Origin of the sequence: Herbaspirillum sp. CAH-3, from assembly GCF_009668275.1 — a bacterium.
In the GTDB taxonomy this organism is placed as follows: domain Bacteria; phylum Pseudomonadota; class Gammaproteobacteria; order Burkholderiales; family Burkholderiaceae_D; genus Herbaspirillum; species Herbaspirillum aquaticum.
Map to the genome: position 1 here is coordinate 200396 of NZ_VSWE01000004.1, position 14726 is coordinate 215121.

Genomic DNA, 14726 nt, shown 5'->3' on the forward strand with positions numbered 1-14726 from the left:
GTGAGCAGCCTGATCGCTGCGGCCGTGTGCCGTGTGCTGCGCGCCGCAGCGATCCCCTTAGCGTGAGGACGCCATGATTCCCTACACTGTGCCCATGACCGCGCGCCGCATTCCGGTCATCGATTTTGCCGATGCATTCTCGCCCGAACTGGCTCGCCGCGAGGCGCTGGCTTGGGAGATCCACAAGATCTCGCGCGACGTGGGTTTCTTCTACCTCGTCAATCACGGTGTTGCGCCTGCGCTGGTGGAGGGGCAGTTTGACTGGGCGCGGCGTTTCTTTGCCTTGCCCCAGGCCAGCAAATCGGCCATCGACATGCGCCGCTCGCCCTCCGGCTACGGATACGAGCGCATGGGGGCCCAGGCCCTCGATGAAGGATCGCCCGCCGACCTGAAGGAGGGCTTCCAGTTCGGCTTCGATATCGCGCCCGATCACCCGTATGTGCAACGCGGGCTGCTGCGTTATGGCCACAACCTCTGGCCGCAGGACCTGCCGGGCTTCGAGGCGCACTCACGTTTGTATTACGAGGCCGTGCGCGCACTGTCGCATCGCCTGCTGGGAGTGATCGCGCTGTCGCTGGAGATGCCCGAGGATTTCTTCGAACCGGTGCTGCAGGCACCCATCGCCACCCAGCGCATGCTGCACTACCCGCCGCAGCCCGACGGTGCCCGGCACAACCAGATCGGTGCCGGGGCCCATACCGATTGGGGACTGGTCACCATCCTCGCGCAGGACGACATCGGCGGACTGGAAATCTGCAATGCCGATGGCCAATGGGTGAGTGCGCCGCCCATCGCGGACAGTTTCGTGGTCAACATCGGTGACTTGCTGCAGCGCTGGAGCAATGACCTGTATCACAGCAATGCGCATCGCGTGCTCAATGCGGGCAGCGCGTCGCGCTATTCGTTGCCGTTCTTCCAGGATGGCGACCAGGCCGCCGTGGTGGCCTGCCTGCCCAGTTGCTGCAGCGATGAACGCCCGGCGCGCTACGCCCCTTGCACCATCGGTGACTACCTGGAAATGAAAGTGAAACAGACCTTCGGGGCAGTGGCGGCGGCCTGAGCTGCCGGATGACACCTTGAAGCAAACGCATTTCGGCGAAGGCGACCGTGTTGGCACGCCGGCCGGACCACTGCGGACCATGGCGTTCGCAGTCCAAGCAGAAGGAGCAACCTCATGCTGGTAACTCAACAAAAAGTCCTGCGCAAGTTCTGGTACGCGCTCATGCCCATCACACAATTGAAGGAGGGGCCGCAGCCCTTCACGCTCCTGGGTGAGAAGCTGGTAGTCTGGCTCAAGGAGGATGGCTCGCCCGCCGCCCTGCAGGATCGCTGCTGCCATCGCACGGCCAGGTTGTCCAAGGGCTTCGTGGAGAACGGCAACATCGTCTGCGGCTATCACGGCTGGACCTTCAACGGCGAGGGGGCCTGCGTGCGTGTGCCGCAGAGCGTGGATGGCAGCGTACCCTCCGGCGCCTGCGTGAAGTCGTATTTCTGCAAGGAGCGCTACGGCTATGTGTGGGTGGCGCTGGAAGAACCGCTGCGCGATATCCCGGAGTTTCCCGAGGATGGTGCGCCCGGTTATCGCCGCATCTTCCAGTTCTACGAACGCTGGGAAACCAGTGCCCTGCGCATGATGGAAAACTCCTTCGACAACTCCCACTTCAGCTACGTGCATCGTGCCACCTTCGGCCTGTATGACCAGCCCAAGCCGGAGAAATACGAGATCGAGGAAACCGACTACGGCTTCGAAGCCGAAACCCGGGTGCCCATCAAGAACGTCCCGGCCAGCCATCGCGTCACCGGCAGCACCGCCGATACCACGGTACGCCACATGTTCAACCGCTGGTACCTGCCCTTCGTGCGCCGCTTCGGCTGCACCTATCCGGAGAGCGGCCGCCATCACATCATCTACAACTGCGCCACGCCCATCGATGATGGTGCCATCATGCTGTCGCAATGGCTCTATCGCAACGATACCGAGGAGCAGTGTTCCGAAGCCGAGCTGATCGCTTGGGATGCGCCCATCCTGGTGGAAGACCGCGAGATCCTGGAAGCCACCGACCCTGACGCCTGCATCGACGTGCGCCGGCGCCAGGAATTCCACATGGCCTCGGACCGGCCCGGCCTCATCATGCGCCGCATGCTGCTGCAATTGCTGGAAGAGCACGGCGAATCCGAAGTGTTCCGCATCCACCCCGCTGCATGAACCCGCCAGGAGATCCCATGGACAGAGATGAATTCGCCATGTCGCAGGCCGCGGCATGGGAGCAGGAGCGGGCGGCCGCGGTGGCCGCTGTGCCTGATGCGCCGCCGGTGCTGTCGGCACAGCGGGTGGAGAAGACCTATCGCAACGGCACGCGCGCGCTCGATGAGGTCAGGCTCGATATCGGGCGCGGCGAGTTTGTCTCGCTGCTGGGGCCCTCGGGCTGTGGCAAGAGCACCTTGCTGAAGATGTTCGCCGGGCTGGAAGAACCGTCCCACGGCCACATCCGCTGGTGGGGCGGCAACCTGGCCACGGTCGGTACGCCCGAACGGACGCTGGCCATGGTGTTCCAGGAGGCCACCCTGATGCCGTGGGCCACGGTGGAGCAGAACGCCAGGCTGCCGCTGGAGCTGCGCCACGTACCGCGCGCGCAGGCCGATGCGCGGGTGGCCGAGGCCTTGAAACTGGTGGGCCTGGAAAAATTCCACAAGGTGCTACCGCGCGAACTCTCGGGCGGCATGCAGATGCGTGCCTCCATTGCCCGTGCGCTGGCCACCTCGCCCAATCTGCTGCTGATGGACGAGCCCTTCGGTGCCCTCGATGAATTCACCCGCAACAAGCTCGATGCCGACCTGCGCGACATCTGGAGCAAGCAGGACCTGACCGTGGTCTTCGTCACCCACAGCATCTATGAAGCGGTGTTCCTGTCCTCGCGCGTGATCGTGATGGCAGCCCGCCCCGGGCGGGTGATTGCCGATGTGGCCATCGAGGTGGACGGTCCGCGTGATGAAGCTTTCCGTATTTCGGCCCCCTTCATGCAGTACTGCAAAACGCTTTCCGATTACCTCACGCTGGCCAACCAGCAAGGAGACGGCCATGAAGCCCAACACTGATCCGCTGGTCAATCGTCCCGGGTTCTGGCGCGTGGTAGCGCCCCTGTCCATTGGCATCGCCTTGCTGCTGATGTGGCAGATCGTCTGCACCCTGCTGGAGGTGCCGCCTTATCTGGTGCCCACGCCCGCGCTGATCGCCAAGACCCTGGTGGCTGATTGGGGCATGCTGATGGAGTCGCTGCTTGTGACGCTGAAGATCACTTTCCTGGCCTTCGTGCTGGCGGTGATCCTGGGGGTGGCCATTGCCTTCGTGTTCGTGCAGAGCCGCTTCATCGAGGTCAGTCTGTTTCCTTACGCGATCATCCTGCAGGTCACGCCCATCGTCGCCATCGCCCCGCTCATCATCATCTGGGTCAAGGACACCACGGCTGCGCTGACCGTATGCGCGACCATCATGGCGCTGTTCCCCATCATCTCCAACACCACGCTGGGACTGCGCAGCGTCAATCCGGGCCTGCTCAACCTGTTCCGGCTCAACAAGGCCACACGCTGGCAGACCTTGCGCCGCCTGCGCATCCCCAGCGCCTTGCCGTATTTCTTCGGTGGCCTGCGTATTTCAAGCGGGCTGGCGCTGATCGGGGCGGTGGTGGCCGAGTTCGTGGCCGGCACCGGTGGCACCGGATCGGGGCTGGCCTACCAGATCCTGCAGGCAGGTTTCCAGCTCAACATTCCACGTCTGTTTGCGGCCCTGCTGCTCATCACGTTGACCGGCATCCTGCTGTTCTGGCTGATGAGTGCGCTCTCGCGCGCCATGCTGGCCGGCTGGCATGAGAGCGAGATGGCATGATGACGACCTTCCACGGAGCCGACACGCCATGAACACTTTTTTGATCCGCAACCTGCAGGCCATCCTCACCGGCCTGCCCGGCGAGGCCGCGCGCCACGCCGGTCCTGACATCCGCGTGGCCGACGGCGTGATTGCCGCCATTGGAAAGCTCGACGCACTGCCCGGTGAAAGCGTGATCGATGCCGGCGATTGCGTGGCCTATCCGGCCTGGGTCAATACCCATCATCACCTGTTCCAGTCGCTGCTGAAGGGGGATCCGCTGGGCATCAATGCCACGCTCACGCCCTGGCTAGCGGCCACGCCTTATCGCTATCGCGCCAAGTTCGATGCCGGGTTGTTCCGCCTGGCTGCGCGCATCGGCATGGTCGAACTGATGCGCTCGGGCTGCGGCACGATTGCCGATCACAACTACCTGTATTACCCCGGCATGCCTTTCGATACCTCGGAGATCCTGTTCGAGGAAGCGGAAAAGCTGGGCCTGCGCTTCGTGCTGTGCCGGGGCACCGCCACCCGCACGCGGCAGCTGGAGGCGGAGTTGCCCAGTGCGCTGCGGCCGGAGACGCTCGATGCTTTCCTGACCGACATGCAGCGCCTGGCCAAGCGCTTCCATGATCCCGCGCCCGCTTCGATGCGGCGCGTGGTGATGGCACCGACCACGCCGCTCTATTCGGCCGCCCCGGAGGAAATGCGCACCATTGCCGATGCCGCGCGGGAGCTGGGTTTGCGACTGCACAGCCATCTCTCGGAGACGGTTGGCTACCAGGACAGCGCGCATGCCATGCATGGATGCCGGCCTGTGGACTTCTGCGAGCGCATCGGCTGGCTGGGGCCGGACGTGTGGTTTGCCCACCTGGTCAAGCTCGATGCAGAGGAAATTGCCTTGCTGGGAAGTACCGGAACGGGCATCGCCCATTGCCCGCAAAGCAACGGTCGCCTGGGCAGTGGCATCGCCCCGATCCGGGCACTGGAGGCGGCGGGCGTGCCGGTATCCATCGGTGTTGACGGCGCGGCCTCCAACGAGGCCGCCGACATGATCTCGGAAACGCACGCCGCCTGGCTGATGCAGCGCGCCCGGCGCGGCCAGGAGGCGACTCCGGCGTTCCGGGGCGGGGCCTTCGAAGGCGGTGCCGATGAAGCGACGGTGGAGGATGTGGTGCGCTGGGGCAGTACCGGTGGCGCCCGGGTGCTTGGCCTGGATGGACTGCAGGGATTGCAGGTGGGTCAGCAAGCTGACATCGCCTTGTACCGGCTGGACGATCCGCGCTACTTCGGCCTGCATGATCCGGCCATCGGTCCCGTGGCCTCGGGTGGCCGGCCTTTCCTGAAGGCAATGTGGGTCGGGGGCCGTGCCGTGGTCCGTGATGACGCCATCCCCGGCGTGGATCTGGCCGAACTCGGCGCGCAGGCGAGGCAGGCCGTCAAAAAGATGCTTGAGGGCAATTGATGGCTGCAAAGCCGGCTGCATGCGGCCGGCTTTGCGCGCGCTGCCCCACGAGCCACATGGGATCCCGGCCAAAACTGCTAAAATGCCGGGATGATCAAGAGACGCAATTCTCCCTTCAGTTTCTCAGCCGAGGATTTCGACGAATCCGTGGATTCCTTTGGCGCTTTCGACCCATTCCATTCCGACGCCCCTGCACGCCACGCTGCCGCCTCCGATGCCGCCGGCCAGGCCGAGGGCGGGGATGCCGCTGACGAGGTCCGTCCCCCGCTGGAACTGGACCTGACCAATCATTTCCTGATCGCCATGCCGTCCATGCTGGACCCGATCTTCGGCGGCACCGTGGTCTATCTCTGCGAGCACAACCACAACGGCGCGCTGGGCGTGGTCATCAACAAGCCCACCGACATGACCATGGATGTGCTGTTTGACCGCATCAACCTCAAGCTCGAGATCCAGCCCGACACCCCCGATGCCATGCCCGAGCTATATCGCCGCCCGGTCATGTTCGGCGGCCCGGTGCAGGTGGAGCGGGGCTTCGTGCTGCATTCGAGCTCGGAAAAATATTCCTCGACCCTGCAGGTCACCGATGATGTCGCGCTGACGACCTCCAAGGACGTGCTCGAAGCGGTGGCCCACGGCGATGGCCCCGAGCGCGTGCTGGTCACGCTGGGTTGCTCGGGCTGGAGCCCGGGCCAGCTGGAAGGCGAGATCGGCCGCAATGGCTGGCTCACCGTCAAGGCTGATCCGGCCATCATTTTTGAGTTGCCGGTGGAGCAACGCTTCACGGCGGCACTGGCCCTCTTGGGCATCGATCCGGTGATGCTCTCCGGCGACGCCGGCCGGGCCTGAGGGAGCGGGGACGTTTGGATACCATCCTGGCCTTCGACTTTGGCTTGAAGCGCATCGGCGTGGCCGTGGGCAATACGGGCCTGAAGCAGGCGCAGCCGCTGGCGGTAATCAGCGAAGCGACCAATGACGGCAAGTTCGCAGCCATTGCGCGCCTGATCGCGGAGTGGCAACCAGCACGCTGCGTGGTCGGCCTGCCCCTGCATCCGGACGGCGCCGAGCACGAGATGAGCGTGCGCTGCCGCCGCTTTGCCAACCAGTTGCACGGCCGCTACGGGATTGAGGTCACGCTGGTGGATGAACGCTACAGTTCGGCGGTCATCCAGCACCAGCGCGGCGAGCAGATCGACGACCAGGCGGCCGCCATCATTTTGCAGCAATACTTTGACGACGCACATTCATGAGCACAACACCTTCCCAGCTTGATGCAGAAGCGCTGTACCAGACCCTGGTGCAGCAGATCAAAGCCGGCCTGCAGGGCGCAACCGAGGTTGCGCTGGTGGGCATCCACTCGGGCGGCGCCTGGCTGGCCGAGCGCCTGGCCGCAGAACTGGGCCTGGCCGAACGCCTGGGCTTTGTCGATGTGTCCTTCTACCGCGACGACTTTTCCGAGAAGGGCTTGCGCGCCGACGTGAAGCCCAGCCAGGTTCCCTTCGATGTCGAGGGCGCAACCATCGTGCTGGTCGACGACGTGCTCTACACCGGCCGCACCACGCGGGCCGCCATCAACGAACTGTTCGACTACGGACGTCCGGCGCGCGTGCTGCTGGCGGCGCTGGTGGATCGCGGTGGCCGCGAGCTGCCCGTTGCCGCCGATTTCGTGGCGGCCTCGGTCGAACTCAGCAAACAAGAAAACCTGCAACTGCAACGCGCCGACGACGGCCGCTTCTCCCTTACGGTGGTCCATGCTTAATCCCCAACTCAACAAAAACGGCGAACTGCAACACCTGCTGACCATCGAGGGCCTGCCGCGCTCGATCTTGACGCACATCCTCGATACCGCGTCGTCCTTCGTCAGCATAGGCGACCGCGAAGTCAAGAAGGTGCCGCTGATGCGCGGCAAGAGCGTCTTCAACCTGTTCTTCGAGAATTCCACGCGCACCCGCACCACCTTCGAGATCGCCTCCAAGCGCCTCTCGGCGGACGTGATCAACCTCAACATCCAGGCTTCCAGCACCAGCAAGGGCGAGTCGCTCCTGGACACCATCGACAACCTGGCGGCCATGCACGCCGACATGTTCGTGGTGCGCCACGCGCAATCGGGCGCACCCTTCCTGATCGCCAAGCACCTGATCGATACCAAGCAGTCGCACGTCCACGTGGTCAACGCCGGTGACGGCCGCCACGCGCACCCGACCCAGGGTCTCTTGGACATGTACACCATCCGCCACTACAAGAAGGATTTCACCAATCTGCGCGTGGCTATCGTGGGCGACATCCTGCACAGCCGCGTGGCGCGCTCGGACATCCACGCGCTGACCACCCTGGGCGTGCCGGAAGTGCGAGCCATCGGTCCGCGTACATTGCTGCCCAGCGGGCTGGAGCAGATGGGCGTACGCGTCTTCCACAACATGGAAGAGGGCTTGAAGGACGTGGACGTCATCATCATGCTGCGCCTGCAGAACGAGCGCATGAGCGGTGCCTTGCTGCCCTCGGCACAGGAGTTTTTCAAGAGCTACGGCCTGACCCCGGAACGCCTGGCCCTGGCCAAGCCGGACGCCATCGTCATGCACCCTGGCCCCATGAACCGCGGCGTGGAAATCGACTCCGCCGTGGCCGATGGCGCACAAGCCGTGATCCTGCCGCAGGTGACCTTCGGCATCGCCGTGCGCATGGCGGTCATGAGCATCGTGGCTGGCAATTGAACCCGGGTGACGACGACCATCACCGCGACGTTTTGAACGATCCGTTAAGAAGACAAGAACTGATGAAACTGCATATCAAGAACGGCCGCCTGATCGACCCGGCCAACGGCATCGATGCCCAGCAGGATGTGTATGTGGCCGCCGGCAAGATCGTCGGTGTCGGCCAGGCCCCGGCCGACTTCGTGGCCAACAAGACCATCGACGCCACCGGCCTGATCGTGGCCCCCGGCCTGGTGGACCTGTCGGCCCGCCTGCGCGAGCCCGGCTACGAATACAAGGCCACGCTGGAATCCGAAATGCAGGCCGCCATCCAGGGCGGCGTGACCAGCCTGGTCTGCCCGCCCGATACCGACCCGGTGCTGGACGAGCCCGGCCTGGTGGAAATGCTCAAGCACCGCGCCCGTTCGCTGAACCAGGCCCACGTCTATCCGCTGGGCGCGCTCACCGCAGGCTTGAAGGGCAAAGCCCTGACCGAAATGGCCGAGCTGACCGAAGCGGGCTGCATCGGTTTCTCGCAAGCCGAAGAGCCGATTACCGATACCACGGTGCTGCTGTCGGCCCTGCAATACGCCAAGACCTTCAACTACACCGTCTGGTTGCGCCCGCAGGACCCGCACCTGGGCCGCACCGGCATCGCCCACAGCGGCCCGGCCGCTTCGCGCCTGGGTTTGTCGGGCGTGCCGGTGATGTCGGAGACCATTGCGCTCTACACCCTGTTTGAACTGATGCGCGCCACCGGTGCCCGCGTCCACCTGTGCCGCATGTCCTCTGCCGCCGGGCTGGAACTGGTGCGCCAGGCCAAGAGCGAAGGCCTGCCGGTGACCTGCGACGTGGGTGTGCACCACATCCACCTGTGTGACCTGGACATCGGCTTCTTCGATTCCAATGCGCGCATGACGCCGCCGCTGCGCTCGCAGCGTGACCGAGAAGCGATCCGCACGGCCTTGCTCGATGGCACCATCGACGCCGTCTGCTCGGACCATACCCCGGTCGATGACGACGAGAAGCTGCTGCCCTTCGGCGAAGCCTCGCCGGGTGCTACCGGCCTGGAACTGCTGCTGTCGCTGTCGCTGAAGTGGGCGCTGGAGACGGAAGGCGAGGGCAAGGAAGTGCTGTCCAAGGCGATCTCCAAGGTGACGCACCGCGCCGCCAAGGTGGCGGGCCTGAAGGCCGGCAACCTGGCCGTGGGCAGCGTGGCCGACCTGTGCCTGTTCGATCCCAACACCTTGTGGAAGGTGCAGGGTTCGGCATTGGCCAGCCAGGGCAAGCACACCCCGTTCCTGGGGTATGAGCTGCCGGGCGTGGTCAAGGCGACCATCGTGTCCGGCCATATTGCGTTCGAGCGCTGAACACTTTTTGCTTGATTTTCAGTTTGATTTCTTCTTGATCGAAGCTTGATTGCGGGCAACTTCGATCTTGAATTTCGATCAAGCGGTTTTTCGTCGCAACGATTCGATCACGACCTCATCAAGACCCGAATACGCCATGTTCGTTTTCCGTTTGCTGCGCCTGATCGCGCATCTCTTCAAGGGCATGGCGGTCTGTGCCTTCCTGTTCCCGTTCACGTCCGAGCAGGGGCGGCAGGCGCACATCCGGCGCTGGTCGCGCAAGCTGCTGCGCATCTGCGGCATCGCCATCAAGATCGACAGCCCCCTGCCGATCCCGCGTTCGCTGCTGGTGTCCAATCACGTGAGCTGGCTGGACATCTTCGTGGTCAATTCGCTGCAGCCCTGCCGTTTCGTGGCCAAGTCGGAAATCCGCAGCTGGCCGCTGATCGGCTGGCTGTGCGCCAAGACCGGCACCATCTTCATCTCGCGCGGCAAGGCCAGCGACGTGCGGCGCATCTTCAAAGGCCTGGTGGAAAGCATCGAGAAGGATGAGCACGTGGCCTTCTTCCCCGAAGGCACCACGGCCGCGCAGGGCACGCTGCTGCCTTTCCACGCCAACCTGTTCGAGGCGGCCATCGACGCCCGTGCGCCGGTGCAGCCGTACGCGTTGCGCTATGTGGACGCGGAAGGCCGGCTGCATGGGGCGGCCGACTTCATTGGTGACATGTCCATTGCCCAGAGCATCGTGAGCATCCTCAAGTCCAGGGGAATGACGGCCGAACTGAAGCAGTTGCCCCTAATCAGCACGGAGGGTGCGCATCGCCGCGACCTCGCGCGCACCGCCCGTGACGTCATTGCCGCCGGACTGGGTTATTCGCTGGAGTCGCTCAGCCCGGCCGCCGCGCCTGCGGACACGGCACCTGGAACAGCGCCCGATCCTCAAGTCGCACCGCGCTGAGCTTGCCGCCCCAGACACATCCGGTGTCCAGGGCGATCAGGTTCGGCCGCATCACCAGGCCCAGCGTGGACCAGTGACCGAAGACCACGGTCACGTCTGCAGTCCTGCGCCCTGGCACCTCGAACCAGGGCATCAGTCCTTCCGGCGCAGCCGCCGCGCCTTCCTTCACCGCAAAATCCATGGTCCCGTCCGCCTGGCAGAAGCGCAGGCGGGTGAAGGCATTGATGATGCAGCGCAGCCGATCATGGCCGGCGAGGTCGTCGCTCCAGCGGTCGGGCTGGTTGCCGTACATGTGGCGCAGGAAGTCCATCCACCGGTCGCTGCGCAGCATGGTTTCCACTTCGCTGGCCAGGGCCAGGGCTTGCTGCAGGTCCCATTGGGGCAGCACGCCGGCATGCACGATCAGGTGCCCCTGCTCGTGGATGGCCAGGGGCCGATGGCGCAGCCAGTTGATGAGCTCGTCGCGGTCGGGGGCGTTGAGGATATCGTCGAGGGTGTCGTCGCGGTGCGCGGGACGGATGCCGCAGGCCACGGCCAGCAGGTGCAGGTCATGGTTGCCCAGTACCGACTGGGCGCGCTCGCCCATCTGCATCACGGTGCGCAGGGTTTGCAGGGACTGGGGGCCGCGGTTGATGAGGTCGCCGGCCAGCAGGAAGCGGGGGGGCTCCCCTTCCTGATGAAGCAGTTGACGGAGTTGTGCGAACGATGCGGCGCATCCTTGGAGATCTCCAACGACAAAGTAGGACATGCGTGAATAGGATGTAATGGTGGCGTGAAGTCGGACCGTGGAAACCGCATGCGGTGGAACTTTGTATCGGCCGCGCTGCCTCTAGACGTATCAGAAAATCGCCCATGGTCGGGCACGGGTCAATGCAATCCGCAAATTGTTGGCGTTGGGAACGCACATGATAATTTTGGGGGAAGCTCGGTAGTTTTGTGATGTTCCGCCTCTGTAAATGTAAGTGAAGACGACAACTGTTGGTAGAATACCGGACTTTCGCGCGCGCACAGGCTGGCTGGCGTGAAGAAAAGCGCAAATTTGGCAAGGACATTCCCGAACTACCTGTCCCCGGCCTTGATGCAAGCGGCTGATGGTAGTGATTAACAGAGGCGGTAAATGGTGCAGACACCCAAGAATGAGCAGGCCCCCATGTTGGCAAGCAGGTCCCCCGAGTCGGTGAATATCGGCGAATTGATAGCAGTCATCGCATGCCGCTGGAAGCGAGTACTGGCATTCGTGGTCATCGGACTGATTATTGCTTTGGCAATCTGGGCTGTGATGCCAGCCAAGTGGCAGGGAGACATGGTGGTTCAGATCGGGAGGGTGTCGGAACGGCGTGCCGGTGAGAGCCCGCTGATCGAATCCCCTGAGCAATTTGCCGCACGAGTGACCAGCCGCAATTTCCTTGATCAGGTGTTCCTGGCTGCTGGCTATGGGGGGGGCGCTGGCGACACTCGCAAGCCGGAAGCGATGCTGTTGCTGCGTTCGATCAAAGCCAATGCAATCCGTAACGCGGATTTCGTGCAGATTTCCTTCCTTGCTTATTCCCGCGAGGATCTGGCCAAGTTCTCCAAGCTGATCGCGCAGCAGGTCGTGGCTGCCCACGATGAGACTTTCTCCCCCGTCAAAGTGCGCCTGCAAACGCAATTGCAGGACATCAACAACAAAATCGACGCCGCTGAAAAGGCGCGCAGTGCCATCCAGTCCGATAGCAGGATCGGTAAGGGAACCGCCGAATCGACCTCCGGCCTGCTCGCGGTCGGACTGATGCAGGCCAACGCCGTGTTGATGGAAAGCCTGATGCGCTCCAGGTCCGATCTGGAAAAATTCATGTCGCCGGCGGTCCTCTACCCGACCACCGTGTCTTCCCTCGTGATCGACGATACGCCCAACTCGCCAAAGTTGGGCTTGGCCGTCGCCCTTGGTATACTTGGCGGTTTCGTCGTCGGTGCGATCGCGGCGCTGATGTCCCGCCCGCGTTGAGGCCAGGTGCATCTGCGGTTGCTTCCTTGGCAGATTTGAAAACAAGATAATTTATGCACAAAAGAACTGTTTCAGTGGTGGGACTTGGCTACGTGGGTTTGCCCGTTGCCGTGGCGTTCGGCGCTCAAGGCCGCACCATCGGATTTGATATCAACACACAGCGCCTTGCCGAGTTGCGGGCCGGTCATGACCGGACCAATGAGGTCGAGGACGCGGCGCTGGCGCGTGCGGATATCGTGCTGACCAGCGATATTGCAACGCTGGCGCTGGCCGATTTCCACATTGTGGCCGTTCCTACGCCGGTCGACGAGGCGCATCAGCCGGATCTGACTCCACTGGAGCGCGCCTCAGAGACGGTCGGCAAGGCACTGAAGAAGGGCGATATCGTGGTCTACGAATCGACCGTCTATCCGGGTGCCACGGAAGAGGTCTGCGTTCCCATCCTGGAGCGTGTGTCGGGCTTGACCTGCGGCGTTGATTTCACCGTGGGCTACAGCCCGGAACGTATCAACCCCGGCGACAAGGAACATACTTTCACAAAGATCAGGAAGGTCGTCTCGGGTCAGGATGCAGCCACCCTCGATATCGTGGCTGACGTCTACGCTTCGGTGGTGACGGCCGGTGTTTACAAGGCCTCCACCATCAAGGTGGCCGAGGCCGCCAAGGTGATCGAAAACACCCAGCGCGACGTGAACATTGCGCTGATGAACGAACTGGCCATGATCTTTGGCCGCATGGGCATCGACACTCTGGAAGTGCTCAAGGCCGCGGGTACCAAATGGAATTTCCTGAATTTCCGCCCTGGCCTGGTAGGTGGACATTGCATCGGCGTTGATCCCTATTACCTTACGCACAAGGCTGAAATCCTGGGCTACATTCCCCAGGTTATCCTGTCAGGCCGTCGTATCAACGATGGTATGGCCGGCTATGTGGCACAGCAGGTCATCAAGCAGATCATCCACGCCGGCCATCCGGTGTCCGGTTGTACCGCCACCGTACTCGGTCTGACCTTCAAGGAAAATTGTCCGGACCTGCGCAATTCCAAGGTGATTGACTTGGTTCGCGAACTTGAGGAGTTTGGGGTCAACGTGCAGATTTGCGATCCTCACGCCGATGCGCAGGAAGCGAATCACGAATACGGGGTCGCGCTTACGCCGATGGCTGATCTCAAGCCGGCACATGCACTGATCTTCGCGGTAGCCCACGAGCAGTTCCAGTCGATGCAGATCGGCCAGTTGCAGGCACTGCTGGCGGACCGACCCATCGTGGCCGATATCAAGGGCGTGTGCGATCCCGAGGCGCTGAGCCAGGCTGGCATCAAGCTATGGCGTTTGTAATGGGAGCGGCCATGACACGATACCAGGAAGTACAGACACAACTGAAGGCCGAGCCGAAGATCTGGGCCTTGACCGGCGTGGCTGGCTTCATCGGCTCCAACCTGCTGGAAATGTTGCTCAAGCTGGACCAGACTGTCATCGGTCTGGACAACTTCGTTACCGGCCATCAGCGTAATCTCGATGAAGTCCAATCCCTGGTCAGTCCTGATCAGTGGGCGCGGTTCACGATGATCGTCGGCGATATCTGCGAGATCGAGGATTGCCGGAAGGTCGTCACCGGGGTGGACTATGTGCTTCACCAGGCGGCCTTGGGCAGTGTGCCGCGTTCGCTGAACGATCCGATTCGCACACACAAGACCAATGCCGACGGTTTCCTCAACATGCTCGTGGCGGCCCGTGATGCCGGTGTGAAGCAGTTCGTCTACGCGGCTTCCAGCTCCACCTACGGCGATCATCCGGGTCTACCGAAGGTGGAAGACCGGATCGGCAAGACGCTGTCCCCCTATGCGGTGACCAAGTATCTCAACGAGATGTATGCGGACGTCTTTGGTCGCTGTTATGGGATGTCAACCATCGGCCTGCGTTATTTCAACGTGTTTGGTTCGCGTCAGGATCCCGAGGGCAGCTATGCAGCAGTCATTCCTAAATGGTTCGGTGGCATGTTCGGCGGCGAAGAGATATTCGTCAACGGCGACGGTGAGACCAGCCGTGACTTCTGCTATATCGCCAATGCCGTACAGGCCAATATCCTGGCGGCGGTAGCAACCGATGCAGATGCCGTCAAGCAAGTCTACAACGTTGCAGTAGGCGGCCGCACCTCGCTCAACGAGCTCTACAGTTTCATGCGTGCACTCGCGTTGGAGCAGGGCGCAGGTACCATTGCCGAGAAGCCGACCTATCGTGATTTTCGTGCGGGCGACGTGCGGCATTCCCAGGCTGACATCAGCAAGGCGGCTTCCCGACTGGGTTATGCCCCGCAATATTCGGTGCGCCAGGGCCTGGAGCAGATTGCTGGCTGGTATCAGCGTTTTTTCAGCACGAGAGCTTGATGATCGACTGGTCGGCGGTGGCAGCGGCCAAC

General features: G+C 62.9%; 15 protein-coding genes. 14 read left to right on the forward strand and 1 reads right to left on the reverse strand.

The features are described 5' to 3' along the window. Nucleotides 1–73 precede the first annotated feature (73 nt). The 11 genes from FYB76_RS06970 to FYB76_RS07020 all read left to right on the forward strand — a co-directional run bounded on the left by FYB76_RS06970 (nucleotide 74) and on the right by FYB76_RS07020 (nucleotide 10324). On the forward strand, nucleotides 74–1060 hold the full coding sequence (locus FYB76_RS06970; protein ID WP_154133131.1) for an isopenicillin N synthase family oxygenase: 987 nt from the start codon (nucleotides 74–76) through the stop codon (nucleotides 1058–1060). A gap of 114 nt (nucleotides 1061–1174) precedes the next feature. Then, nucleotides 1175–2206 (forward strand): aromatic ring-hydroxylating dioxygenase subunit alpha, encoded by a 1032-nt coding sequence (locus FYB76_RS06975; protein ID WP_154133132.1) that lies wholly within the window; start codon nucleotides 1175–1177, stop codon nucleotides 2204–2206. A gap of 17 nt (nucleotides 2207–2223) precedes the next feature. Further along, entirely contained in the window at nucleotides 2224–3096 is an 873-nt protein-coding gene (locus FYB76_RS06980; RefSeq protein ID WP_154133133.1) for an ABC transporter ATP-binding protein, read from the forward strand. Further along, nucleotides 3080–3883, forward strand: coding sequence for an ABC transporter permease (locus tag FYB76_RS06985; protein ID WP_088756181.1), 804 nt, complete (start codon nucleotides 3080–3082; stop codon nucleotides 3881–3883). Before FYB76_RS06980 ends, FYB76_RS06985 begins: the two co-directional genes overlap by 17 nt. 28 nt (nucleotides 3884–3911) lie before the next feature. After that, on the forward strand, nucleotides 3912–5327 hold the full coding sequence (locus FYB76_RS06990) for an amidohydrolase family protein (protein ID WP_154133134.1): 1416 nt from the start codon (nucleotides 3912–3914) through the stop codon (nucleotides 5325–5327). 90 nt (nucleotides 5328–5417) lie between these two features. After that, nucleotides 5418–6176, forward strand: a complete 759-nt coding sequence (locus FYB76_RS06995; protein WP_154133135.1) for a YqgE/AlgH family protein — start codon at nucleotides 5418–5420, stop codon at nucleotides 6174–6176. A gap of 14 nt (nucleotides 6177–6190) precedes the next feature. Continuing rightward, nucleotides 6191–6577, forward strand: coding sequence for a Holliday junction resolvase RuvX (gene ruvX / locus FYB76_RS07000; RefSeq protein WP_088756179.1), 387 nt, complete (start codon nucleotides 6191–6193; stop codon nucleotides 6575–6577). Beyond that, entirely contained in the window at nucleotides 6574–7086 is a 513-nt protein-coding gene (gene pyrR, locus FYB76_RS07005) for a bifunctional pyr operon transcriptional regulator/uracil phosphoribosyltransferase PyrR (RefSeq protein WP_154133136.1), read from the forward strand. Before ruvX ends, pyrR begins: the two co-directional genes overlap by 4 nt. Next, on the forward strand, nucleotides 7079–8038 hold the full coding sequence (locus tag FYB76_RS07010; protein ID WP_008334861.1) for an aspartate carbamoyltransferase catalytic subunit: 960 nt from the start codon (nucleotides 7079–7081) through the stop codon (nucleotides 8036–8038). Before pyrR ends, FYB76_RS07010 begins: the two co-directional genes overlap by 8 nt. Nucleotides 8039–8100: 62 nt before the next feature. Further along, entirely contained in the window at nucleotides 8101–9387 is a 1287-nt protein-coding gene (locus FYB76_RS07015; RefSeq protein WP_039789323.1) for a dihydroorotase, read from the forward strand. A gap of 136 nt (nucleotides 9388–9523) precedes the next feature. Beyond that, entirely contained in the window at nucleotides 9524–10324 is an 801-nt protein-coding gene (locus tag FYB76_RS07020; RefSeq protein ID WP_154133137.1) for a 1-acyl-sn-glycerol-3-phosphate acyltransferase, read from the forward strand. Here the strand turns inward: FYB76_RS07020 and FYB76_RS07025 are convergent. Continuing rightward, nucleotides 10254–11072, reverse strand: coding sequence for a symmetrical bis(5'-nucleosyl)-tetraphosphatase (locus FYB76_RS07025; protein ID WP_154133138.1), 819 nt, complete (start codon nucleotides 11070–11072; stop codon nucleotides 10254–10256). The two genes, FYB76_RS07020 and FYB76_RS07025, sit on opposite strands and share 71 nt — an antisense overlap. 369 nt (nucleotides 11073–11441) lie before the next feature. On the opposite strand from FYB76_RS07025, the gene FYB76_RS07030 reads away from it, so the two are divergent. Genes FYB76_RS07030 through FYB76_RS07040 form a run of 3 tightly spaced genes read left to right on the forward strand, consistent with a single transcriptional unit; the run spans nucleotide 11442 to nucleotide 14694 of the window. Continuing rightward, the gene (locus tag FYB76_RS07030; protein ID WP_154133139.1) at nucleotides 11442–12308 is read left to right on the forward strand and encodes a hypothetical protein; all 867 of its coding nucleotides are present in this window, start codon (nucleotides 11442–11444) and stop codon (nucleotides 12306–12308) included. Nucleotides 12309–12361: 53 nt separating this feature from the next. Then, complete coding sequence (locus FYB76_RS07035; protein WP_154133140.1) at nucleotides 12362–13645, forward strand: nucleotide sugar dehydrogenase; 1284 nt, start codon at nucleotides 12362–12364, stop codon at nucleotides 13643–13645. Continuing rightward, nucleotides 13645–14694, forward strand: a complete 1050-nt coding sequence (locus FYB76_RS07040; RefSeq protein ID WP_304599216.1) for an NAD-dependent epimerase/dehydratase family protein — start codon at nucleotides 13645–13647, stop codon at nucleotides 14692–14694. The genes FYB76_RS07035 and FYB76_RS07040 overlap by 1 nt, the downstream gene beginning before the upstream one ends. Nucleotides 14695–14726: the final 32 nt, after the last annotated feature.

What these genes read in the sequence shown, in the direction of transcription:
- FYB76_RS07030 (WP_154133139.1), top strand. Translation starts at nt 11,442, where the DNA reads ATGGTGCAGACACCCAAGAATGAGCAGGCCCCCATGTTGGCAAGCAGG.
- FYB76_RS06975 (WP_154133132.1), top strand. Translation starts at nt 1,175, where the DNA reads ATGCTGGTAACTCAACAAAAAGTCCTGCGCAAGTTCTGGTACGCGCTC.
- FYB76_RS07025 (WP_154133138.1), bottom strand. Translation starts at nt 11,072, where the DNA reads ATGTCCTACTTTGTCGTTGGAGATCTCCAAGGATGCGCCGCATCGTTC.
- FYB76_RS07010 (WP_008334861.1), top strand. Translation starts at nt 7,079, where the DNA reads ATGCTTAATCCCCAACTCAACAAAAACGGCGAACTGCAACACCTGCTG.
- pyrR (WP_154133136.1), top strand. Translation starts at nt 6,574, where the DNA reads ATGAGCACAACACCTTCCCAGCTTGATGCAGAAGCGCTGTACCAGACC.
- FYB76_RS06995 (WP_154133135.1), top strand. Translation starts at nt 5,418, where the DNA reads ATGATCAAGAGACGCAATTCTCCCTTCAGTTTCTCAGCCGAGGATTTC.
- FYB76_RS07015 (WP_039789323.1), top strand. Translation starts at nt 8,101, where the DNA reads ATGAAACTGCATATCAAGAACGGCCGCCTGATCGACCCGGCCAACGGC.
- FYB76_RS06980 (WP_154133133.1), top strand. Translation starts at nt 2,224, where the DNA reads ATGGACAGAGATGAATTCGCCATGTCGCAGGCCGCGGCATGGGAGCAG.
- FYB76_RS06970 (WP_154133131.1), top strand. Translation starts at nt 74, where the DNA reads ATGATTCCCTACACTGTGCCCATGACCGCGCGCCGCATTCCGGTCATC.
- FYB76_RS07035 (WP_154133140.1), top strand. Translation starts at nt 12,362, where the DNA reads ATGCACAAAAGAACTGTTTCAGTGGTGGGACTTGGCTACGTGGGTTTG.
- FYB76_RS06985 (WP_088756181.1), top strand. Translation starts at nt 3,080, where the DNA reads ATGAAGCCCAACACTGATCCGCTGGTCAATCGTCCCGGGTTCTGGCGC.
- FYB76_RS07020 (WP_154133137.1), top strand. Translation starts at nt 9,524, where the DNA reads ATGTTCGTTTTCCGTTTGCTGCGCCTGATCGCGCATCTCTTCAAGGGC.
- FYB76_RS06990 (WP_154133134.1), top strand. Translation starts at nt 3,912, where the DNA reads ATGAACACTTTTTTGATCCGCAACCTGCAGGCCATCCTCACCGGCCTG.
- FYB76_RS07040 (WP_304599216.1), top strand. Translation starts at nt 13,645, where the DNA reads ATGGGAGCGGCCATGACACGATACCAGGAAGTACAGACACAACTGAAG.